Annotated in this window: 21 protein-coding genes; 10 read left to right on the forward strand and 11 right to left on the reverse strand. The window is 73.3% G+C overall.

Going from position 1 to position 21,334, the window contains the following annotated elements:
* Positions 1 to 8: 8 nt before the first annotated feature.
* On the forward strand, positions 9 to 614 hold the full coding sequence (gene folE, locus QOL88_RS21950; RefSeq protein ID WP_097218627.1) for a GTP cyclohydrolase I FolE: 606 nt from the start codon (positions 9 to 11) through the stop codon (positions 612 to 614).
* A gap of 12 nt (positions 615 to 626) precedes the next feature.
* Here folE and QOL88_RS21955 read toward each other — a convergent pair whose 3' ends face one another.
* The 6 genes from QOL88_RS21955 to QOL88_RS21980 all read right to left on the reverse strand — a co-directional run bounded on the left by QOL88_RS21955 (position 627) and on the right by QOL88_RS21980 (position 5,679).
* Entirely contained in the window at positions 627 to 1,115 is a 489-nt protein-coding gene (locus QOL88_RS21955) for a DUF3180 domain-containing protein (RefSeq protein ID WP_097218629.1), read from the reverse strand.
* 58 nt (positions 1,116 to 1,173) lie between these two features.
* A complete protein-coding gene (gene folK, locus QOL88_RS21960) occupies positions 1,174 to 1,785 on the reverse strand; it encodes a 2-amino-4-hydroxy-6-hydroxymethyldihydropteridine diphosphokinase (RefSeq protein WP_097218632.1) in 612 nt (203 codons plus the stop codon).
* Positions 1,782 to 2,141: a dihydroneopterin aldolase gene (folB, locus tag QOL88_RS21965; protein WP_097218635.1), complete on the reverse strand. Its 360-nt coding sequence runs from the start codon at positions 2,139 to 2,141 to the stop codon at positions 1,782 to 1,784. Before folB ends, folK begins: the two co-directional genes overlap by 4 nt.
* A 237-nt stretch (positions 2,142 to 2,378) precedes the next feature.
* Positions 2,379 to 2,885, reverse strand: a complete 507-nt coding sequence (locus QOL88_RS21970) for a nuclear transport factor 2 family protein (RefSeq protein ID WP_097218638.1) — start codon at positions 2,883 to 2,885, stop codon at positions 2,379 to 2,381.
* Positions 2,882 to 3,772 (reverse strand): dihydropteroate synthase, encoded by an 891-nt coding sequence (folP, locus tag QOL88_RS21975; RefSeq protein ID WP_097218639.1) that lies wholly within the window; start codon positions 3,770 to 3,772, stop codon positions 2,882 to 2,884. The genes QOL88_RS21970 and folP overlap by 4 nt, the downstream gene beginning before the upstream one ends.
* 71 nt (positions 3,773 to 3,843) lie before the next feature.
* Entirely contained in the window at positions 3,844 to 5,679 is a 1,836-nt protein-coding gene (locus QOL88_RS21980) for a phosphatidylglycerol lysyltransferase domain-containing protein (protein WP_097218642.1), read from the reverse strand.
* 230 nt (positions 5,680 to 5,909) lie between these two features.
* On the opposite strand from QOL88_RS21980, the gene QOL88_RS21985 reads away from it, so the two are divergent.
* Positions 5,910 to 7,028 carry an alpha/beta hydrolase gene (locus QOL88_RS21985; RefSeq protein WP_097218644.1) on the forward strand — a complete coding sequence of 373 codons (1,119 nt, stop codon included), beginning with the start codon at positions 5,910 to 5,912 and terminating at the stop codon, positions 7,026 to 7,028.
* A gap of 134 nt (positions 7,029 to 7,162) precedes the next feature.
* A complete protein-coding gene (locus QOL88_RS21990; RefSeq protein WP_097218647.1) occupies positions 7,163 to 8,509 on the forward strand; it encodes a hypothetical protein in 1,347 nt (448 codons plus the stop codon).
* Between the two features lie 140 nt (positions 8,510 to 8,649).
* Here QOL88_RS21990 and QOL88_RS21995 read toward each other — a convergent pair whose 3' ends face one another.
* Together QOL88_RS21995 and QOL88_RS22000 are read right to left on the reverse strand one after the other, a co-directional pair.
* A complete protein-coding gene (locus QOL88_RS21995; RefSeq protein ID WP_097218649.1) occupies positions 8,650 to 9,984 on the reverse strand; it encodes a PH domain-containing protein in 1,335 nt (444 codons plus the stop codon).
* Entirely contained in the window at positions 9,981 to 10,511 is a 531-nt protein-coding gene (locus tag QOL88_RS22000) for a PH domain-containing protein (RefSeq protein WP_097218652.1), read from the reverse strand. Before QOL88_RS22000 ends, QOL88_RS21995 begins: the two co-directional genes overlap by 4 nt.
* Positions 10,512 to 10,542: 31 nt before the next feature.
* Here QOL88_RS22000 and QOL88_RS22005 point away from each other — a divergent pair, with 31 nt between their 5' ends.
* The gene (locus tag QOL88_RS22005) at positions 10,543 to 11,694 is read left to right on the forward strand and encodes an NADH-quinone oxidoreductase subunit D (RefSeq protein ID WP_097218654.1); all 1,152 of its coding nucleotides are present in this window, start codon (positions 10,543 to 10,545) and stop codon (positions 11,692 to 11,694) included.
* Positions 11,695 to 11,701: 7 nt separating this feature from the next.
* On the opposite strand, the gene QOL88_RS22010 is transcribed toward QOL88_RS22005, so the two are convergent.
* On the reverse strand, positions 11,702 to 12,697 hold the full coding sequence (locus tag QOL88_RS22010) for an SAM-dependent methyltransferase (protein WP_097218656.1): 996 nt from the start codon (positions 12,695 to 12,697) through the stop codon (positions 11,702 to 11,704).
* A 118-nt stretch (positions 12,698 to 12,815) separates the two neighbouring features.
* Between QOL88_RS22010 and QOL88_RS22015 the strand changes: the two genes are divergently transcribed.
* Together QOL88_RS22015 and QOL88_RS22020 are read left to right on the forward strand one after the other, a co-directional pair.
* Entirely contained in the window at positions 12,816 to 14,009 is a 1,194-nt protein-coding gene (locus QOL88_RS22015) for a sensor histidine kinase (protein ID WP_097218658.1), read from the forward strand.
* A 54-nt stretch (positions 14,010 to 14,063) separates the two neighbouring features.
* A complete protein-coding gene (locus QOL88_RS22020) occupies positions 14,064 to 14,732 on the forward strand; it encodes a response regulator (RefSeq protein ID WP_097218660.1) in 669 nt (222 codons plus the stop codon).
* A 131-nt stretch (positions 14,733 to 14,863) separates the two neighbouring features.
* Here QOL88_RS22020 and QOL88_RS22025 read toward each other — a convergent pair whose 3' ends face one another.
* The gene (locus QOL88_RS22025) at positions 14,864 to 15,970 is read right to left on the reverse strand and encodes a DUF5937 family protein (protein WP_097218662.1); all 1,107 of its coding nucleotides are present in this window, start codon (positions 15,968 to 15,970) and stop codon (positions 14,864 to 14,866) included.
* A 159-nt stretch (positions 15,971 to 16,129) separates the two neighbouring features.
* On the opposite strand from QOL88_RS22025, the gene QOL88_RS22030 reads away from it, so the two are divergent.
* Entirely contained in the window at positions 16,130 to 16,315 is a 186-nt protein-coding gene (locus tag QOL88_RS22030) for a hypothetical protein (RefSeq protein WP_097218663.1), read from the forward strand.
* On the opposite strand, the gene QOL88_RS22035 is transcribed toward QOL88_RS22030, so the two are convergent.
* Positions 16,308 to 17,516, reverse strand: coding sequence for a threonine aldolase family protein (locus QOL88_RS22035; protein ID WP_097218665.1), 1,209 nt, complete (start codon positions 17,514 to 17,516; stop codon positions 16,308 to 16,310). The genes QOL88_RS22030 and QOL88_RS22035 overlap by 8 nt on opposite strands.
* Positions 17,517 to 17,697: 181 nt before the next feature.
* On the opposite strand from QOL88_RS22035, the gene QOL88_RS22040 reads away from it, so the two are divergent.
* The 3 genes from QOL88_RS22040 to QOL88_RS22050 are packed head-to-tail and all read left to right on the forward strand — an operon-like array spanning position 17,698 to position 21,331.
* Positions 17,698 to 18,627: a Rossmann-like and DUF2520 domain-containing protein gene (locus QOL88_RS22040; RefSeq protein WP_283445902.1), complete on the forward strand. Its 930-nt coding sequence runs from the start codon at positions 17,698 to 17,700 to the stop codon at positions 18,625 to 18,627.
* Complete coding sequence (gene panC, locus QOL88_RS22045) at positions 18,624 to 19,625, forward strand: pantoate--beta-alanine ligase (protein WP_097218667.1); 1,002 nt, start codon at positions 18,624 to 18,626, stop codon at positions 19,623 to 19,625. Before QOL88_RS22040 ends, panC begins: the two co-directional genes overlap by 4 nt.
* Positions 19,622 to 21,331, forward strand: a complete 1,710-nt coding sequence (locus QOL88_RS22050) for an L-aspartate oxidase (protein ID WP_097218669.1) — start codon at positions 19,622 to 19,624, stop codon at positions 21,329 to 21,331. The genes panC and QOL88_RS22050 overlap by 4 nt, the downstream gene beginning before the upstream one ends.
* Positions 21,332 to 21,334 lie beyond the last annotated feature (3 nt).

Raw genomic sequence — 21,334 nt, forward strand, 5'->3', positions numbered from 1 at the left:
GGCATCAGATGACCGACCCCGTGACGCTGGACGGCGCCGGCCATATCGGCGAGTTCGACGAGAAGCGCGCCGAGCACGCCGTACGCGAACTCCTGATCGCGGTCGGCGAGGACCCGGACCGCGAGGGCCTCCGGGAGACGCCGGCGCGGGTGGCGCGGGCGTACAAGGAGATATTCGCGGGGCTGTGGCAGAAGCCCGAGGACGTGCTGACCACGACGTTCGACCTAGGGCACGACGAGATGGTCCTCGTGAAGGACATCGAAGTGCTGAGCTCCTGCGAACATCACCTCGTGCCGTTCGTCGGCGTTGCCCACGTCGGCTACATCCCGTCCGTCGAAGGCAAGATCACAGGCTTGTCGAAGCTCGCTCGGCTCGTGGACGTCTATGCCCGGCGCCCGCAGGTCCAGGAGCGGCTCACCACTCAGATCGCCGACTCCCTGATGGAGATCCTGGAGCCGCGCGGCGTGATCGTCGTCGTCGAGTGCGAGCACATGTGCATGTCGATGCGCGGCGTCCGGAAGGTGGGCGCGAAGACGATCACCTCGGCGGTCCGGGGGCAGCTGCGCGACCCGGCGACCCGTAACGAGGCCATGAGCCTCATCATGGCCCGCTGACATCGCCCTGCCTCACACCGTCGGGGCGACCCCCGTGCCGTCGTTCTCGTCGTCTTCGGGGAGCTTGCAGACGCGCTCCAGGAAGATCGCTGCCGCTATGACGCCGATGCCCGCGAGGACGGAGAGGCCGGCGTAGATGGCCTGGTCGCGGCGGGCGGGGATGTCGAGGGACTCCAGGAGGAAGACGCCGGTGCCGCCGTACATGCCGGCGACCAGGGCGGCGACCAGGGCGCTGGCGTGGCCGAAGACGACCGCGCGGGCGGCCATGAGGGGGTCGACGCCCTTGGCCTCGGGGCGGCGCTCGCGCTGGGCCTTGAGGCGGGCGCGGATCGAGAGGGCCGTGGCCAGCAGGACCACGGCGATCACGGCGAGGACGATGGGGGCGGCCAGGGGGACGCTCGGGAGTGTTCCGACCGAGTTCCACAGGCGGGCGCCCGCCCAGGAAAGGATGCCGGCCACGACGAAGACGGCGGCCAGCACCCTGATACGCAGCTCTCTCACGGTGTCCCTTCGGTTCCCCCGGCTTCCGGCCCGTTCGCGGCCGTCTTGACCTTAACGGCTACTCGGGCAGCCGGAGTTCCAGGTCCTGGCGGGGCGTCACGCCGTCGCGGGTGACGGTGTCCAGGAGGCCGGCGACGGGTCCGCGGCCGGGCAGCCGCGCCTCGGGGTCGAGGTCGTGCCAGGGGGCCAGGACGAAGGCGCGCTCGTGGGCGCGGGGGTGGGGGAGGACGAGCTGAGGGTCGTCGGAGACGACGTCGGCGTAGGAGACGATGTCGACGTCGAGGGTGCGGGGGCCCCAGTGTTCGTCCCGGACGCGGTGGAAGGCCTCCTCGACCGCGTGGGCGCGCTCCAGGAGCGAGGACGGCGGGAGGGTGGTCTTGAGGACCACGACGGCGTTGAAGTAGGCGGGCTGGCTGCCGGGGTCGACGCCCCAGGGCTCGGTCTCGTAGACGGGGGAGACGCCCTTGATGCGCAGGCCGGGCGTGTCGCCGAGGGCGTCGACGGCCCCTTGGAGGGTCTCCAGGCGGTTGCCGAGGTTGGAGCCGAGGGCGACCACGGCCCATTTGGGGTTGGACAGGGTCGTGTCGGCGGCGTCGACCTTCTCGACGACGGAGGCGGGTACCGGCTGTACGGTCGGGTCGCTGGGACCCTGGATGAAGGGCGCGGTCATGCTCGGCTCCGGGTGATGGTGACGGTCACGTCGTCGAAGGGGACGGTGATCGGGGCGTCCGGTTTGTGGACGCAGACCTCGACCTCCTGTACTCCCTCGTGCTTCAGGCAGACCTGGGCGATGCGCTCGGCGAGCGTCTCGATGAGGTCGACGGGCTCGCCCTGGACGACGGCCACGACCTCCTCCGCCACGATGCCGTAGTGCACGGTCTTCGTCAGGTCGTCGTCGGCCGCGGCCGGTCGGGTGTCGAGGCCGAGGGCGAGGTCCACGATGAAGGTCTGGCCCTCTTCGCGTTCCCTGGGGAACACGCCGTGGTGCCCGCGGGCCTTCAGGCCGCGCAGCGCGACACGATCCACGCGAATCACTCCTGCAATCGTCGGTCAGGGCCGGTCGGTGCCGTGTGCGGTCGGCACACCGGCCTCGGTCGAATCTACCTGCGCGCACGGACGGGGCCGGGCCACGGGGGTGGGGGCTCTGGCCGGGCCCGGCGGGATTCATCCAGCGTTTCCCCTGGGGAACCCGTCGGTGCACAGGTTGGTAGCCGCCCCTACCCGGGCGTCCGTGATTCCAACCACTTCCTGCCGCCTACCCACTCAGGTGGGGGTGTCGTCCTGTTCGTCCTCGTCGGTTTCCGCCAGGACGGGGGAAGCGTGGTGCGACCAGAGTTTCCACCCCTGGGGCGTGCGCCGGAACACGTTGGTGGCGACCACGAGCTGCCCGACGAGCGGGCCGAGTTCCTCGCCGGCTCCTTCGGGGGCGGGGCCGCCGCTGAGGATGTTCTCGGTGCAGTTGACCAGGGCGGTGTCGCCGGTGACGGAGACGTGCACGTCGGTGAGGAAGAACTGGATGTAGTCGGTGTTCGCCATGATCAGCGCGTACGACCGGAGGACTTCGCCGCGGCCGGTGAGGACGGGCCAGCCGGGGTGGACGCAGGAGACCACGCCGGTGTCGGCCGGGTCGTGGTACGACTCGTCGACGCCCAGGTCGGCGGGGGTCAGCCAGAGCGACGCCAGTTCCTCGAAGTCGCCCTGCTCCAGTGCCTCGTAGAAGGCGGTGTTGGCGGCCTCGACCTGCTCGACGTCGGTGTGCGGGGCGCTCACCGGGCTCCTTCTGCGCCGGTGCTCGTGCTGCGCGCCCCCGCGATGGCGCGGGCGACCCGGACGGCGTCGGCGGTGGCGCGTACCTCGTGGACGCGGACCGCCCAGGCGCCCGCGTGTGCGGCGAGTGCGGAGACGGCGGCGGTGGCGGCGTCGCGTTCGCGTGCGGGGGGTGGGGGGCCGTCGGGGCCGGCGAGGACCCGGCCGAGGAAGCGTTTGCGGCTGGCGGCGACGAGCAGTGGGTGGCCGAGGGTGAGGACCCGGTCGAGGCCGGCGAGGAGGGCGAGGTCGTGTCCGGCGTCCTTGGAGAAGCCGAGGCCGGGGTCGACGACGATGCGCTCGGGGGCGATGCCGCCGGCCAGGACGGCCTCCACGCGCGCGTGCAGCTCGTCGACCACTTCGGTGACGACGTCGGTGTACTCGCCCCGGACGTTCCCGCCTTGGAGGAAGCCGCGCCAGTGCATGACGACGAAGGGGGCGCCGGCGTCGGCGACGGCCGGGATCATGCGGGGGTCGGCGAGGCCGCCGCTGACGTCGTTGACGAGGGCGGCCCCGGCCGCGAGGGCCCGTTCGGCGACGGAGGCGCGCATGGTGTCGACGGAGACCGTGACGCCCTCGGAGGCCAGGCCGCGGACGACGGGGACGACGCGGCGCAGTTCCTCGTCCTCGTCGACGCGGGTGGCGCCGGGGCGGGTGGATTCGCCGCCCACGTCGACCAGGTCGGCGCCTTCGGTGACCAGGTCGAGGCCGCGTTTGACGGCGGCGGTGGTGTCGAAGAAGCGGCCGCCGTCGGAGAACGAGTCGGGGGTGACGTTCACGACTCCCATGACCGCGCAGCGGTCCCATTCCGGTAGGCCCGCCACGCGCCCGCGTCCGCTCTGGTTGCTCATATGTTCAGCGTAGGCCCCGGCGGGGGCCGTCAGGCGCTGCGGCCCGGGCGACGGCCCCGTGGGAGGCGGGGTCATGCCGCCCGGATGTCCCGTTCCGCGCGGGTGGCGTGGGCACAGGGGCGGGGGGTGGAGAGGCGCCGGCGGCGCAGGAAGCGCGGCAGGGGCAGGGCGAGGGTGACGAAGCCCTCGGCCTGCATGGCGGCGAAGCCGATGCGGGGCAGGTCGGCGGAGGCGCGGTAGACGACGAAGCGGGGCTCCCAGCGTGGCTGGAACTTGGCGTTGAACTTGTAGAGGGACTCGATCTGGAACCAGCGGGAGAGGAAGACGAGCAGTCCGCGCCAGGCGCGCAGCACGGGTCCGGCTCCGATCTTCTCGCCGCGGGCGAGTGCGGCGCGGAACATGGCGAAGTTGAGGGAGACGCGTGCGATGCCCAGTTTGGGGGCGGCCTGGAGGGAGGCCACGATGAGCAGTTCGTTCATGCCGGGGTCGGCCGAGCGGTCGCGGCGCATCAGGTCCAGGGAGACGCCGTCGGTGCCCCAGGGCACGAAGTGCAGGATCGCCTTGAGGTCGCCGTAGGGGCCGGGGTGCTCGTCCTGCTTGTGGGCGGTGGCGATGAGGCAGTCGCCGTCGGCGGGGTCGCCGACGCGGCCCAGGGCCATGGAGAAGCCGCGTTCGGTGTCGGTGCCGCGCCAGTCGTCGGCGGCCTGGCGGATGCGCTCCAGTTCGGTTTCGCCGAGGTCACGGACACGTCGTACCCGGGTTTCGTAACCGGCGCGCTCGATGCGCTTGACCATCTGGCGCACGTTGCGCATCGCGCGGCCGGCGAGGGAGAAATCCGCGACGTCCACCACCGCCTCGTCGCCCAGCTCGAGGGCGTCGAGCCCGGTCTCGCGGGTCCACACCTCGCCGCCGGTCTCGGAGCAGCCCATGACGGCGGGGGTCCAGGAGTGGGCCTTGGCCTCGTCCATGAAGCGTTCGATGGCGCCGGGCCAGGCCTCGACGTCGCCGATCGGGTCGCCGCTGGCGAGCATCACGCCGGAGACGACGCGGTAGGTCACGGCCGCCTTGCCGCTGGGGGAGAAGACGACGGCCTTGTCGCGGCGCAGGGCGAAGTGGCCGAGGGAGTCGCGGCGTCCGTGCTTGTCCAGCAGGGCGCGCAGGCGGGTCTCGTCCTCCTCGGTGAGCTGTGCGGCCGGGTGCTCGGGGCGGAAGGCCAGGTAGATGGTGGTGACGGCGGTGAGCAGGCCGAGGGCGCCGAGGGAGAAGGCGACGGTCCAGGAGGTGTCGCCCTGGTAGTCGACGGGACCTTCGAAGCCGAAGAGGCCGTAGATGACGTGGGTGATGCGGTCGGCGAGGCTGGGGTCGCCGATGATGTGCTCGCCGTGGACGCTGACGATGAGCAGGCCGAGCAGGAGCGAACCGGCGCTCATGAGGACGAAGTTGGCGAGGGCCCGCCAGCGGCTGCGCGGGTCGGGCAGGGCGTTGAACTGGTCGCGGTGGCGCAGCAGGGGTGCGAGCAGGGCCAGGGAGATCAGTGTGCCGACGAGCGAGTGCCGGTAGGTGAACTGCGCGACGGCGCCGGCGGGCAGGAGCGCGACCGCTGCTCGCCAGGCCCGGCGCTTGCCGCGCTTGAGGCCGTGGGCGAGGAGCAGCAGCAGCACGCCGGTGCTGAGGGACAGGGCGGCCGCGAACGGGCCGAGCGCGCCGGGCAGGACCTCGGCGATGGCGTGCATCCGGCTGTGCCGGAAGCGGGGGAAGACGCCCGCGGCGATGTCCAGGACGCCCACGAGGGCGCAGGCTCTGCCGACGAGGACGGGGACGGCTTCGGGGCGTGGCCCGCGCAGTATCCGGCGCATCCGGCCCGGACGGGCCGTGCCGCTGCCGCGACTCGGAACCTCGCCCGACATTTCCTCATCTGTCCTGACAGACATCGCATCCCGTAGTTCTGCGAGAGACCTTGGATCCGGTGCCGATTCGGGCATCCGGCGACATTGCGCCCTCTAGGACGGTGTCTTGGGGGAAGAGGTTCACTCCCCACGTCAAAGCCGTTTCAAAGGCCGAGGAAAGTCCGGGACAAGCCCTTGCGAAGGTGTGAACGCGAGGGCCCGGGCGGAGAGCGCGAGCAGGTAACCGACGTATGGGTCTGACGAGCAACAAGGTGCTGGTTCTGGTGGTGTTGTCCGCCGTGCTGCTGTTCGCCGGCACCGTCTGGGTCTGGCCACGGCTGGCCCGGCGCAGTTGGCGCGCCGTGGGCGGGCGGGTCGGTCTGCTGCTGGGCACCCAGCTGGTCCTGTTCGCGGCGGTGGGCCTCGCCGCCAACCAGGCCTTCGGGTTCTACGCGAGCTGGGCCGACCTGTTCGGGCAGGAGAAGGACCAGGGTGTGGTCGTCGACCACACGCCGGGCGGCGGCCCGCTGGAGGTGGTCGGCTCGCGCCGGGTGCCGGGGGCGGGCGGTGCGCTGCCGCAGGCCGGCGGGCGGGTCCAGCAGGTCGACATCGTGGGCCGTACGACGCGTATCGCCACGCCCGCGTACGTCTATCTGCCGCCGGAGTACTTCCAGCCGCGGTACCGCACCCACCGGTTTCCGACGGCCGTCGTGCTGACCGGGTACCCGGGTACGGCGTCGGCGCTGGTGGAGAAGCTGCGTTATCCGCGTACGGCACTGGAGCTGGCGCGGGCGGGCCGGGCGAAGCCGATGATCCTGGTGATGCTGCGGCCGACGGTGGCGCCGCCCCGAGACACGGAGTGCGTGGACATCCCGGGCGGGCCGCAGACCGAGTCGTTCTTCGCGAAGGATCTCCCCGACGCGTTGCGCACGCACTACAGGGTGGCCGAAAAGCCGGGCGGCCTGGGCATCATCGGCAACTCGACGGGCGGCTACTGCGCGTTGAAGATCGCCCTGCACCATCCCGATGTGTACGCGGCGGGGGCGGGCTTGTCCGCGTACTACAAGGCGCCGATCGACGCGACGACGGGCGATCTCTTCCAGGGCGACAAGGCGCTGCGCAATCGCGCCGATCTGGGGTGGTACGTCGCGCACATGCCCGCTCCCGATACGTCCCTGCTGGTCAGCAGCAGCAAGCAGGGAGAGGGCAACTACAAGGACACGCTGAAGTTCATCGAGCGGGTGGAGGGCAACGGGCGGACGCGGATCTCGTCGATCATCCTCGAAAGCGGCGGCCACAACTTCAACACCTGGCGGCGTGAGATTCCGGCGGCGCTGGAGTGGATGAGCGGGCGTCTGGGCGAGCGTTGAAATGATCTTGGGAATTGGATGAGCGGTCGATTCCGCTTCTTCCCGAGTTCTGATGCGGTGTGAACGTTTCGGTGTGGCTTTGATTTTGCGGGGTGGGTCACCAAGATTTGCCTACGCGCGGTAAGTTTCTGGCCATGCCACGTGGACGTCACCGCCATTCCCCGCCCCTGCACAGGATGCTGCCCCCGTCGGCGATCGCAGGCGTCTCCCTCGTCTGCGCCCTGGCGCCCTGGGTGTTCACGGAGCCGATGGTGCTCCGCGGCCTGGCCGCGGCCGCCGCGGCGACGGCGGTCATCGGCGCGTTCGTGCTGCGCCGCTGGGACGCCCAGGCGGGCAAGCGCGTCGCCGACCTCACGCGCGCGCGGGCGAGCGACGAGTGGCGCTTCGAGGAGCGGGTCGCCGAACTGGAGGCCGACCTCGAGGAGTCGCGCGAGCTGCGCGGGAAGCTGGAGCAGCGGCTGCGCGCCAAGCGCACGGAACTGGCCGGGCTGCGCAACGAGCACGCCGCGCTGCTGCGCCGGTACGCCACGTCGGAGGCCGAGCGCGCGAGCGTCCTGGAGGAGCGCCGGGTGCTCGAGATAGAGGCGACGGCTCCGGTGCGGGCCGCGCTTCCGGCGGGTACGTCGGACACGGCGGCCGCTGCGCCGGAGCCGGACGAGACGGTCGCCGATCTCGCCGTCGAGGAGGGGCCCGAGGTCCCCGCCGTGTTCTCGCCCGAGGGTTCCCGGCTGTTCCTGCGGGCCGCTGCCGCGCTCGCCCGGTTCGACGGCGAGAGGGTCCCGGTGCCGGACCCGGACGGTGGCGGCGACGGCGACGGCGTCCCGAAGGGCGAGGACGCGGAGCCCGCGCAGGAGCCGAAGCCGGAGCGGACGGAGCCGCGGGAGCAGGCGCGGCAGGACGAGACCGAGGCGCAGGGGCGTTCCGAGGCGGCCGACGGGCACGAGCGGGCGACGGCCGAGACGGGCCGTGAGCGTTCCGCGCAGGCGGCCGAGACCCCCGAGCCGGCCGTCGACACCCCCGAGCCGGCCGTCGACACCCCCGAGCCGGCTGCCGAGGCGTCGGCGTCGGCCACCGAGACCTCCGTGCGGCCCGGCGCCACCGGCCAACTCCCGGCGGGCGCGCGGGCCGAGGAGACGGCCCGGCCCGAGCAGCCCGGAGGCCGGCTCCCCGGCCACTACACCGTGCCCACCGCCGTGGCCGTCCCGCCGCAGGCGCCGGTGCGGCGCCCGTCGGCCGGGGGCGGGTTCGACTTCTTCGGCACGAAGGCCGGCACGTCCCGGGCGGCCCTGGAGGCCGTGCAGAACGAGGATCTCGCCGATGTCGTCGGCCAGGAGGCGCTCGCCCTGCACAAGGCCGAGACCGAGGCCCGCTACAAGCCGGTCGACGAGGAGTCGCGCGGTATCGGCCAGGTCATCGACCTGACGGCGCACGACGAGACGGAGCAGATCGACGTACAGGGACTGCGCAGTGCGGTGTCCTGAGGCGTGTGCGGACGCTTGATCCGACGGAGGGCCCCCGGCTACGGCCGGGGGCCCTTCGTGTGTCGGCGGTCATGCCGTCTGTGTGTCGGCGGTCAGGCCGTCTGTGCGTCGGCTGGTCAGGCCGTTCAGTGGTCCGGCGGTCAGGCCGTCCAGGGGTCCGGCCGTGCGTCCCTGCGCCCCGTCCGGGACCGCTGCGCCTGCGCCGCCAGCAGCTCGCGCGCCTCGGCCGCGTCCCGCAGCCGGGCCCGCACCGTCTTGTTCGCGCCCGTGTCCACACACACGTCGGCGACGCCCCGGGCCCGCTCCCACGGCCCCTGCGTCATCCGCACGCTCTGCACCTTGGCGTGCGGTACCAGCGCCAGGCTCCGCCGCAGCAGCCCGGACCGGGCCGCGAACACCGCGTCCGTCACGGCGAGTCCGTAGCCGCGCCACCACAGCGGCACGCACCAGCGGGCCCTGCGCGGCGCAGGTGACAGGGCCGCGGCCTCCGGCACGCTCACCCCGGGCAGCACGCGCGCGACGACGTCCTCGGCGATCTCGCGCGGAGCGACCGGCACCAGCACGGAGTTGGACGAGCCGGCCACGTCCAGCTCGACACGCACCCACCCGCGCCGCCGCCACAACAGCGGTTCCACGAGCCGCACGGTCTGCACGCGCCCCGGCGGCACCGTCTCGTGGGCCCGGTCCAGCAGGCCGTGGTCGATGCGCAGCCCGTCGGGCGACTCGCCCACCGTCCAGTCGTACTCGGCGACGAACCGCCCGACGCTGCTCGCGCCCGCCGCGCCCAGCAGCGGCAGGGCGACCGCGAGGACCGTCCACAGGCTGTGGGTGAGCAGCCACAGCACCGGCGGCACGACGAGCGCCGCGGCCAGCGACATCCAGGTCGCACCCGTCAGCACCAGCGACAGGGCGAGCACACGGGGCGGCACCCGCAGCAGCTGCCGGGACGGCGCCTCGCCGACCTCGTGCGCGGTCTCGGGTGCGAAACCGGCCGCCCGGGCGAGCAGTTCGGCCCGCAGCGACCGTGCCTCGTCCGCGCCGAGGAAGGCCAGCTCGTCCTTCTTGTCGGTGCCTATGACGTCGAGTTTGAGCTTGGAGACGCCCGCGACCCGGGCCAGCAGCGGCTGGGTGATGTCGATGGCCTGGATTCGCTCCAGCCGGATGTGCGCGGTGCGCCGGAAGACGAGCCCGGTACGGATGCGCAGTTCGCTCTCGGTCACCGCGAAGTGCGTGAACCACCAGGAGCAGAAGCCGTAGAGGGCGGCCGCCGGGACGAGCACGGCCAGGCCGATGAGCAGCGTGGTCGTCGTCAGACGGGTCAGCTGGCGCTGCGCCCCGTCGGGGTCGTGCACGGCCCAGCCGATGAGCACCGCGACCGGTGCCCAGGCGCGGCGCAGCGGGGTGACGGGGTGCAGCCGCCGCTCGGTGACCTCGGCGACGGCCTCGGAGGCCTCGGCGGCCTCGGGCGCCGTCACAGCCCCGCCGACCGGGCTTCGCCCAGCTCGGTGAGCCGGTCGCGCAGCCGTTCCGCCTCGGCCGGATCCAGGCCCGGGATGGTCGCGTCGCTCGCGGCGGCGGCCGTGTGCAGCTGCACGCTGGCCAGCCCGAAGTGCCGCTCCACGGGCCCGGAGGTGACCTCGACCAGCTGCATCCGCCCGTACGGCACGACCGTCTCCTCGCGCCACAGCACACCCCGGCTGATCAGCAGGTCGTCGGCCCGCTCGGCGTACCGCCAGGAACGCCAGTTGCGCTCGATCATCACCCAGCCCCAGGCCATCAGCGCCAGCGGCGGCAGCGCGAAGGCGGCCCAGGCGGGACCGGCCAGCAGCCCCGGCAGCAGCCCGGCGGCCAGGGCGATCAGCCCGAGCCACACCACCAGCAGCAACCGGCGCATCTTCAGCAGGCCGGGCGGCAGCGCGATCCACACCGGCTCGTTCCCGACGGCCTGGATCGTGCCCTGCGGCCCGTCCGGCCCCGTGTTCTGCGGACTCCCCGTCTCCATGGGGCCAGCGTACGTAGGGGAGACTGTGTCCATGACTCCTACGACGGAGACCATGGTCGGAATCGGCGGCGCCGCGGAGAGCACCGACATGGTGCTCAACATCGGGCCGCAGCACCCCTCCACCCATGGCGTGCTGCGGCTGAAGCTCGTCCTGGACGGCGAGCGCATCAGGCACGCCGAGCCGGTGATCGGCTACATGCACCGCGGCGCGGAGAAGCTGTTCGAGGCGCGCGACTACCGCCAGATCATCATGCTCGCCAACCGCCACGACTGGCTGTCGGCGTTCTCCAACGAGCTGGGCGTGGTCCTCGCCGTGGAGCGGATGCTCGGCATGGAGGTCCCCGAGCGCGCGGTGTGGCTGCGCACACTGCTCGCCGAGCTGAACCGGGTGCTCAACCACCTGATGTTCCTCGGCTCGTACCCGCTGGAGCTCGGCGGGATCACCCCGATCTTCTACGCCTTCCGGGAGCGCGAGGAGCTCCAGCACGTCATGGAGGAGATCTCCGGCGGGCGCATGCACTACATGTTCAACCGGGTGGGCGGCCTCAAGGAGGACCTGCCGGCCGGGTGGACCACGCGTGCGCGTGCCTCCGTCGCCGACGTGCGCTCCCGGATGGACCGCTTCGACGACCTGGTGCTCGGCAACGAGATCTTCCGGGGCCGCACCCGGGGCGTGGGCACCCTCACCGCCGAGGCCGTGCACGCCTACGGGGTCAGCGGGCCGATCGGGCGGGCCTCGGGCGTCGACTTCGACCTGCGCCGGGACGAGCCGTACCTCGCCTACGGCGAGCTGGCCGATGTCCTGAAGGTGGTCACCCGGCAGGAGGGCGACTGCCTGGCCCGCTTCGAGTGCCTCCTGGAGCAGACGCACAACGCCCTCGACCTGGCCGACGCCTGCCTGGACCGGCTCGCCGAGCTGCCGCCCGGGCCGGTGAACCAGCGGCTGCCGAAGGTCCTGAAGGCGCCCGAGGGCCACACGTACGCGTGGACCGAGAACCCCCTCGGCATCAACGGCTACTACCTCGTCAGCAAGGGTGAGAAGACCCCGTACCGGCTGAAGCTGCGCTCGGCGTCGTACAACAACATCCAGGCGCTGACGGAGCTGCTGCCGGGGACGCTGGTCGCCGACATGGTGGCGATTCTGGGGTCGATGTTCTTCGTGGTCGGGGACATCGACAAGTAGCGCCTGGCTAGAAGGGGTCCTCGACGCCGACGGGCTGTACCAGCCAGCCGAAGTCGCCCAGCCCGCCCGTCGCGGTGAGCTCGGCGGCCTCTCCGGCGCTCGCGAGGGCGCGCACGTATGCGCCGGGGTCGGTGGAGGCCAGCGTGAGCGGGGGGCGTGCGCCGGCCACGCCCAGGGCGCGCAGCGCCTCGCGTTGGGGGAGCACGCGTCCGCCGGGCAGCGCGCACGCGTCCAGGGCGACATGGGCCGTGAGGTCGCAGGAGCCGTCCGGGACGGGTGTGGTCTCGCGGCCCTCCCGGAACCCGGTGAGCGTTCCGTACGGCGGCCTTGTGTCCGCCGTGTGCGCGTAGTCCACGGCGACGGCGACTCCCCGCCGGAGCGTCGCGACCGCCGTGGCCCAGGCCTCGTCCCGGGACAGGCCGATCTCGGCCCGCAGCCCCTCCTCGCCCGGCAGCGGCCACCACCGCTCCAGCCACCGCGCCGGCTCCCCGTCCACCGGCTCGCCGAGCCGCTCGGTCCCGTCCTCCCGGACCAGCACCAGCCGCGCGACACCCGCGCCGTCCACCTCCGCGACCTCCACGGGGACGTTGTCCAGCCACTCGTTGGCGAACAGCAGCCCGGTCGTCCCCCTCGGGGGCTCGGCCAGCCACTCGATCCGGTGATCGAGCCCCGCGGGGCGCTCGGCGATCTCGACGGCGCACACGCGCGTGCGGGCCGCCACGTCCGCGGGCAGAGCGGCGAGCACCCCGCCGGCCAGCTCGCCCCGCCCGGCCGCCATGTCGACGAAGTCCAGCACCACGGGCCGTCCCAGCGCCTCGTCGACGCGGCACAGCAGCCGCGCCACGGCCCGGGCGAACAGGGGCGACGCGTGCACGGACGTCCGGAAGTGTCCGGCCGGCCCCTCCGCGCGCCGGTAGAAGCCCCCCGGCGCGTACAGGGCGTCCCGCGCCGCCGCACGCCACCCGCGCCACTCCTGCCACTCATCCCTCGTCCCTGCCGTCACCGGGCCAGGCTATGCGGACACAACGAACGCAACTCCACCTTGCGGAGTACGCGGGCCCGATGCGGATCGGTCCTCCGGTTGACCCCTGCACCTATCGCGCTTCCCTACGCTGGGTTACGTGCAGCGCCTCTATGACTTCCTCCGCAAGCACCCGATGTGGGTCGACGGCTTCTGGGCCGTGGTCCTCCTCGGGATTTCGGTAGTGGGCGGGGCGGCGGGCGAGCAGATCGGCCCCTGGGCCGCGGTAGTTCCGATCACGCTGCTGCTGAGCCTGGTGGTGGCGCTGCGCCGCCGGATGCCGGAGAAAGCGCTGCTGCTCGCGGCCGCGGTCGGCGTGGCGCAGCTGGTCACCGACGTCGCGATCCTGCCCTCGGACTTCGCCATGCTGGTGATCGTCTACACCGTCGCGGCGGAGGGCGCCCGCTGGGCCTCCCGCTTCGCGCTGATCGCCGGCCTGTGCGCGGCCCCGCTGGCGCAGGTGCGCTGGTCGAACGAGCAGACGGGGGTGGCCGGCGACATCGCCCTGGCCGTCCTCCAGACCGTCCCGTTCGCCCTCGCCTGGGTGCTCGGCGATTCCATCCGCACCCGCCGCGCCTACTTCGCGCAGCTGGAGGAGCGCGCCGCCCGCCTGGAGAAGGAGCGCGAAGCGCAGTCCAAGGTCGCCGTCGCCGCCGAACGCGCCCGGATCGCACGCGAGTTGCACGACGTCGTCGCGCACAACGTGTCGGTGATGGTGGTCCAGGCCGACGGCGCCGCCTACGTCCTCGACGCCGCGCCCGACCAGGCGAAGAAGGCCCTGGAGACCATCTCCTCCACCGGCCGTCAGGCCCTCGCCGAGATGCGCCGCCTGCTCGGCGTGCTGCGCACCGGCGAGCACCAGGAGGCCGGCGAGTACGTGCCACAGCCCGATGTGCAGCAGATCGAGGACCTCGTCGAGCAGTGCCGCACCTCCGGACTGCCCGTCGACTTCAAGGTCGAGGGCACGCCCCGCCCGCTGCCCAGCGGCGTCGAACTCACCGCCTACCGCATCGTGCAGGAGGCGCTCACCAACACCCGCAAGCACGGCGGGGCCAACGCGGGCGCGAGCGTGCGACTGGTCTACTTCGACGACGGACTCGGCCTGCTCGTCGAGGACGACGGCAAGGGCGCCCCGCACGAGCTGTACGAGGAGGGCGGGTTCGACGGCCAGGGCCACGGCCTGATCGGCATGCGCGAGCGGGTCGGTATGGTCGGCGGCACCCTGGACGCCGGCCCGCGCCCGGGCGGAGGATTCCGCATCAGTGCCCTGCTGCCGCTCAAACCCGCGCACTGACACCGGCGCACGCCCCCTGCTGACACCTGTAACGACCCCCATGGAAGAGGCCCGATGACGATCCGCGTGATGCTCGTCGACGACCAGGTGCTGCTGCGCACCGGGTTCCGGATGGTGCTCGCCGCCCAGCCGGACATGGAGGTCGTGGCGGAGGCGGGCGACGGCGTCGAGGCCCTCCAGGAACTGCGGACGACCGAGGTCGACGTGGTGCTGATGGACGTCCGCATGCCCAAGCTCGACGGGGTGGAGACGACCCGCCGGATCTGCGCCGACACCGACCCGCCGAAGGTGCTCATCCTGACGACCTTCGACCTCGACGAGTACGCCTTCTCCGGGCTGAAGGCGGGCGCCTCCGGCTTCATGCTCAAGGACGTGCCGCCCGCCGACCTCCTGGCCGCGATCAGGGCCGTGCACAGCGGTGACGCGGTCGTGGCGCCCTCCACCACCCGGCGGCTCCTGGACCGCTTCGCGCCGATGCTGCCGGGCACCAAGCAGCCCCAGCACAAGGAGCTGGAGCGGCTCACCGAGCGCGAGCGCGAGGTCATGGTGCTGGTCGCGCAGGGCCTGTCCAACGGCGAGATCGCGGCGCGGCTGGTGCTGTCGGAGGCGACCGTGAAGACCCACGTGGGCCGCATCCTGACCAAGCTCGGGCTCAGGGACCGGGTGCAGGTCGTGGTGCTGGCCTACGAGACGGGGCTGGTGCGGGCCGGCGGGCACGGCTGATCCGTACGCGCACACCCTGCCCGCACTCAAGCACGTGAGCCGTACGCGCACGTGAGCCGTACGCGCACCCGATCCGTACGCGCGCATGGCTGATCCGTACGCGCGCACGGCTGACCCCGCACGCGGGTCTGCTACCTGAGGATCCCTTCCAGGAACTCGCTGCCGAGCCGGGCCACCACCGTCACGTCCAGCTGGTGCAGGACGTAGCGCCCACGGCGGCGGGTGGTGATCAGGCCCGCCTTCTTCAGCACGGCCAGATGCCGGGATATCTCCGGGGCCGTCATGCCGTGCACCTGCGCCAGCTCGCTGGTGGTGTACGCGCTGCGGGCCAGATGGCGGCACATGCGCATCCGGACCGGGTGGGACAGCGCGGTCATCCGCATGGCCAGCTGCTCCAGGGTCTGCGGTGCGGCGAGCTCCGGGGAGCCCACCGGGTAGTGCAGCACCGGCTGCCAGCCGTACCGGTGCAGGACCATCAGATGCGGCCATCCCAGGCTGGTGGGGACGAGCAGGAGGCCGCCGTCGCCCGTGGACGTACGGCCGTCGCCCAGCTTGTCCACCGTGATCCGGCCGGCGGCCTCGTCGAGGGTGACCGCCGGGGACACCGCGGCCAGCGCCTCCGCCAGACCCTTGCGCCGCAGCAGGTCCGTCTTGTGCCGGGCGTCCGCCGCGAGTTGGTGGCGCAGCCGGGCCCAGGCCTCCGCGAAGAACGCCTCGTCGCAGTCCCGGAGGAACTGCCGCAGCCACCCCCGGATCCGGGGCGGGTCGGCCAGCAGCCGCTCCCCGAACCGCAGTTGCCGCGGCCCCCTCGCGGTAGCCAGGTCCAGCGCCCGGCGGCGCGTGTCCGGGTCGGACAGCGCCGTCGGCCCGCACCCGCCGTAGCCGGTGGCACAGGTGAACTCCAGTGCCGCGTCCACGAACTGCTCGTCGGACAGCTTGTCGAGCTGGTCCAGCTCCTCGGCGAGGGTGGCGCCCGGGAGCGCACGCCGGTCCGGCAGGCCCGCCCAGGGCAGGAACAGGTCCGAGAACGTCGTCCGCCACAGGAAGTCCGCCTCGCACATCCGGTCGGCCAGATGCGGGTCGAGGCGGGCCGTCACGCCCGTCACCCAGCCCTGCAGGCCCGGGTGGTGCGCCGGTTCGGACAGCGCGTGCAGCGCCATGCCCAGCTCGGCCAGGGGCGAGGGCACGACGGCGGCCTGCTCCGGCCTCAGCCCCGTGATGTCGATGTGCACGCTCATGCCCTCATGGTGCACCCGGCCACCGACAACGCCCCCGTCGATTGACGGGCCCCGTCAATCGACGCGACGCCGTCCCCGGGGCGGGCGCAGGGTGGGATCACCGGGGCAGCCGCGGAGCCTTCGGACCTCCATCACCCCGTCCCGCAGAGGCGATTCACCATGAGCGTCACGCAGCAGCACCTTCTCGACACCTACCGGGCCCTGACCCTCGGCGAGCCCGCGCCGCCCGCGCCGGGCACGCACGACCGGCGGGTCGTACGGGAGCGGCGCGACGAACGGCGCTCCCGCGCGGGCCGCCACGTGCTCCGGGACGCCCTGAGCCGGTGGTGGCGGCGCCCTACCTGATCCGCTCCGGCAGCCGGGCCGTGAACTCCGCCACCGCCGCCTTCACGTCCTCGGCGGTCCACTCCAGGCCGTCGGCCCGCACATGCACCTCCGTGAGCGCCAGGCCGGGTCCGCCCCGGTCCCAGGCGCTTGCGAACAGGACGACCCCGGTCTCCTCGGCCGTACGGACCGCCGCCTCCGCGAGGACCTCCGGCTCGTACGGCAGCCACACCTGGAAGTCGTGGGTGTGCGGCACCTCCGGGTGCACGCGCGCCCACGGCACCCCGGCCGCCGCGAACCCCTCGCGCAGGGCGGCGGCCACCACGCGCGCGTGGGCCACGTATTCCGGCAGCCGGGGCAGTTGCCGCTCCAGCCCGACCAGCGCCGACAGCGCCGTGGGGAACTGCTGGAAGACCATCCCGCCGTACCGGTGCCGCCAGGTCCTCGCCTCCTCGACGAGCTCCTTCGGGCCGGCGAGCGCGGCGCCGCCGAAGCCCTCCAGGGACTTGTAGAACGACACGTAGACGCTGTCGGCCAGGCCCGCGATCTCCGCCAGGGGCCGGCCGAAGTGGACGGTGGACTCCCACAGACGGGCCCCGTCGAAGTGCACCACCGCGTCCCGTTCCCGGGCGGCGTCGACGACCTCGGTGAGCTCCTCCCAGGTGGGCAGCACGAAACCGGCGTCCCTGAGGGGCAGTTCCAGCATCAGCGCCCCGAACGGCTCCTCGAAGTCGCGCACCTCGGCAGCGGTCGGCATCCGCGGCTCCCCGGTCAACCGCACCGGGCGCAGCCCGCCCACCTCGCTGAACGCGTTCCGCTCGTGCACCTCGGGATGGCTGAGCGCGTGCAGGGCGACGGTCGGGTTCCCGGTGCGGCCCGCCCAGCAGCGCAGGGCCACCTGCTGGGCCATCGTGCCCGTCGGGAAGAACACGGCGGCCTCGGTGCCGAGCAGCCCGGCCACCTTCGTCTCCAGCGCCTCGACGACACCGTCGCCGTACACGTCGGACAGCTCGTCCAGGTCGTGGACGCCCTCCGCCTCCTCCAGCACCGCCAGGCGCTCCCGGAGGGTGCGGTGGAAGCCGAAGCGCGCGAACACGCGCCGTGCCGTGCGGTGGGCGGCCAGCCGCCGCTCCCGCAGCCCTGGGCCCCGGTCCTCGTCCGCCAGCCCTGGGCCCCGGTCCTCGTCCGTCACCTGATCGTCGTGTTCCGCGGTATCGGTCATGCCCGGGATCCTCCCGCGCGCCCCCGGGGCGGGGCATACGCATTTCCGTACGCCGTTCCGGGAAGGCCGCACAGGTGTGCACAGCCTGTGGACAACCGAACGCCCCTCGAACCGATCGCGTTAACATGACGAGAAATCGTCCGGTACCCGGAGCGGACTGGAACGGGAAGGCCGCCGTCGAGTGAACACAACCCCACAGCCAGACCCCAAGGACCGCCCCGCGCGGCTCACCGTCGGCGTCGTCGGCGCCGGCCGCGTGGGTCCCGCGCTGGCGGCGTCCCTGCAGCTCGCCGGGCACCGCCCGGTCGCCGTCTCCGCGGTCTCGGAGGCCTCCCGGCGCCGCGCCGGGCAGCTGCTGCCCGACGTGCCGGTGATGCCGCCCGCCGAGGTGCTCCAGCGGTCCGACCTGGTGCTGCTGACCGTTCCCGACGACGCCCTGCCCGACCTGGTCACCGGCCTCGCCGACACCGGATCCGTGCGGCCCGGGCAGCTCATCGTCCACACCTCCGGGCGGTACGGCACCCGGGTCCTCGACCCCGCCCTGCGCGCGGGCGCCCTGCCGCTCGCCCTGCACCCCGCGATGACCTTCACGGGCACGCCCGTGGACGTCCAGCGGCTGGCCGGCTGCTCCTTCGGCGTCACCGCCCCCGAGGAGCTGCGCCTCGCCGCCGAGGCCCTCGTCATCGAGATGGGCGGCGAGCCGGAGTGGATCGCCGAGGAGAACCGGCCGCTCTACCACGCGGCGCTCGCCCTAGGCGCCAACCACCTGGTCACGCTGGTCGCCCAGTCCATGGAGCTGCTCAGCGCGGCCGGGGTCGCCGCCCCCGACCGGATGCTCGGCCCGCTGCTCGGCGCGGCCCTGGACAACGCCCTGCGCTCCGGCGACGCGGCCCTCACCGGCCCGGTCGCGCGCGGCGACGCGGGCACGGTCGCCGCCCATGTGACGGAGCTGCGCCGGCACGCACCGCAGACCGTCGCCGGCTACCTGGCGATGGCCCGCGCGACCGCCGACCGGGCCCTGGCCCACGGCCTGCTGAAGCCGGAACTCGCCGAGGACCTCCTCGGGGTACTCGCCCACGGGACCGACGGCACCGAAGGGGACGCCCGATGACCACCACCCTGCTGCGCACCGCGGGCGAACTGCACGCACGCACGCGTACGGGCCGGCGCGCCGTGGTGATGACCATGGGGGCGCTGCACGAGGGCCACGCCACGCTGATCCGCACCGCGCGCACCATCGCCGGCCCGGACGGCGAGGTCGTCGTCACCGTCTTCGTCAACCCGCTCCAGTTCGGCCAGGGCGAGGACCTCGACCGCTACCCGCGCACGCTGGACGCGGACCTCGCCCTCGCCGAACAGTCGGGCGCGGACGTCGTGTTCGCCCCCGCCGTGGACGAGGTCTACCCGGGCGGCGAGCCCCAGGTCCGCATCACCGCGGGCCCCATGGGCGAGCGCCTGGAGGGCTCCTCCCGCCCCGGCCACTTCGACGGCATGCTCACCGTCGTCGCCAAGCTGCTGCACCTGACCCGCCCCGACGTCGCCCTGTACGGCCAGAAGGACGCCCAGCAGCTCGCGCTGATCCGCCGCATGGTGCGGGACCTGAACTTCGGCGTGGAGATCGTCGGCGTGCCCACCGTCCGCGAGGAGGACGGCCTGGCCCTGTCCAGCCGCAACCGCTACCTGTCGGCCGCCGAGCGGCGCACCGCCCTCGCCCTGTCCGGGGCCCTGTTCGCGGGCCAGGACCGGCACGCCGCGCAGGAGGCACTGCGTGCCCGGGCCCGCGAAGTGCCCGCCACGCGCGCGCGTGCCGAGGCCCTCAGCGCCATAGGGGAGTCCCGTGCGGCGGCCGACGCGCACGCCGTGGCGACGGCCGTCCCGGGCGGCCCGGCGGCCGTCCGCGCGGCCGCCCGCCAGGTCCTCGACGAGGCCGCCCGCCTCGAACCGCCGCTCGCGCTGGACTACCTCGCCCTGGTCGACCCGTCCGACTTCACCGAGATCGGGGACGGCTTCACCGGCGACGCGGTCCTCGCCGTCGCCGCCCGGGTCGGGGCGACCCGGCTGATCGACAACGTCCCCCTCACCTTCACCAGCTTCGGAGCCGCCTCGTGACCACCACAGGCATACGACTGCACGCCCCCGCCGCCGGGTGGTCCATCGCCGCGGACGTGGTCGTCGTCGGCTCCGGCGTCGCCGGGCTGACCGCCGCCCTGCGCTGCGAGGCCGCCGGCCTGCGCACGGTCGTCGTCACCAAGGCCCGTCTCGACGACGGCTCCACCCGCTGGGCCCAGGGCGGCATCGCCGCGGCCCTCGGCGAGGGCGACACCCCCGAGCAGCACCTCGACGACACCCTGGTCGCGGGCGCCGGGCTGTGCGACGAGGACGCGGTCCGCCTCCTGGTCACCGAGGGCCCCGACGCCGTACGCCGCCTCATCGGGACCGGTGCCCGGTTCGACGAGTCCTCCGAAGGCGATCTCGAACTGACCCGGGAGGGCGGCCACCACCGCCGCCGCATCGCGCACGCCGGCGGCGACGCCACCGGCGCCGAGATCTCCCGCGCCCTGGTCGAGGCCGTCCGCGCGCGGGGCGTGCGCACCGTCGAGAACGCGCTCGTCCTGGACCTCCTCACGGACGCGGAGGGCCGTACCGCAGGGGTGACCCTGCACGTCATGGGGGAGGGCCAGCACGACGGCGTGGGCGCCGTCCACGCCCCCGCGGTGGTCCTCGCGACCGGCGGCATGGGCCAGGTCTTCTCCGCCACCACCAACCCGTCGGTGTCGACGGGCGACGGCGTGGCGCTCGCGCTGCGGGCGGGCGCGGAGGTCAGCGACCTGGAGTTCGTCCAGTTCCACCCGACCGTGCTGTTCCTGGGCCCGGACGCGGAGGGCCAGCAGCCCCTGGTCTCCGAGGCCGTGCGCGGCGAGGGCGCCCACCTGATCGACGCCGACGGCGTCCGCTTCATGGTCGGACAGCACGAACTCGCCGAACTCGCCCCCCGCGACATCGTCGCCAAGGGCATCCTGCGCCGCATGCTGGAGCAGGACGCCGAGCACGTGTACCTCGACGGCCGGCACTTCGGCGCGGAGATGTGGGAGCACCGCTTCCCGACGATCCTGGCCGCCTGCCGCGCCCACGGCATCGACCCGGTCACCGAGCCCATCCCGGTCGCCCCGGCCGCCCACTACGCCTCCGGCGGCGTCCGCACCGACTCCCACGGCCGCACGACCGTCCCCGGCCTCTACGCGTGCGGCGAGGTCGCCTGCACCGGAGTGCACGGAGCCAACCGGCTGGCGTCCAACTCCCTGCTCGAAGGCCTCGTCTACGCCGAGCGCATCGCGGCCGACATCGCGGCGAACGGCCTGCACGCGCGCGTGCCCCAGCCGGTCCCGCACCCCGAGATCCCCGAGCACCCGCTGCAGACCCCCGAGGCCCGCTTCGCGATCCAGCGGATCATGACGGGCGGGGCGGGCGTCCTGCGCTCGGCCGGGTCCCTCAGCAAGGCCGCCGACGAGCTCCAGCGCCTGCACACCGACGCCCGGGAGGCCCTCGCCGAGCACGGCAAGACGGCCGAGGCGGGCGTCGACACCTGGGAGGCCACCAACCTCCTGTGCGTGGCCCGCGTCCTGGTCGCCGCCGCCCTGCTGCGCGAGGAGACCCGGGGCTGCCACTGGCGCGAGGACCGCCCCGAGCGCGACGACGCGGCCTGGCGCCGCCACATCGTCGTGACCCTGAACCCGGACCGCACGCTGGCCGTGCACACCACGGACACCACACACTTCCCTCCGACCCTCCCGCCCCAGGCCCCCCAGGAGCAGTGACCG

Origin of the sequence: Streptomyces sp. Ag82_O1-12 (assembly GCF_900182715.1) — a bacterium.
Taxonomy (GTDB): Bacteria; Actinomycetota; Actinomycetes; order Streptomycetales; family Streptomycetaceae; genus Streptomyces; species Streptomyces massasporeus.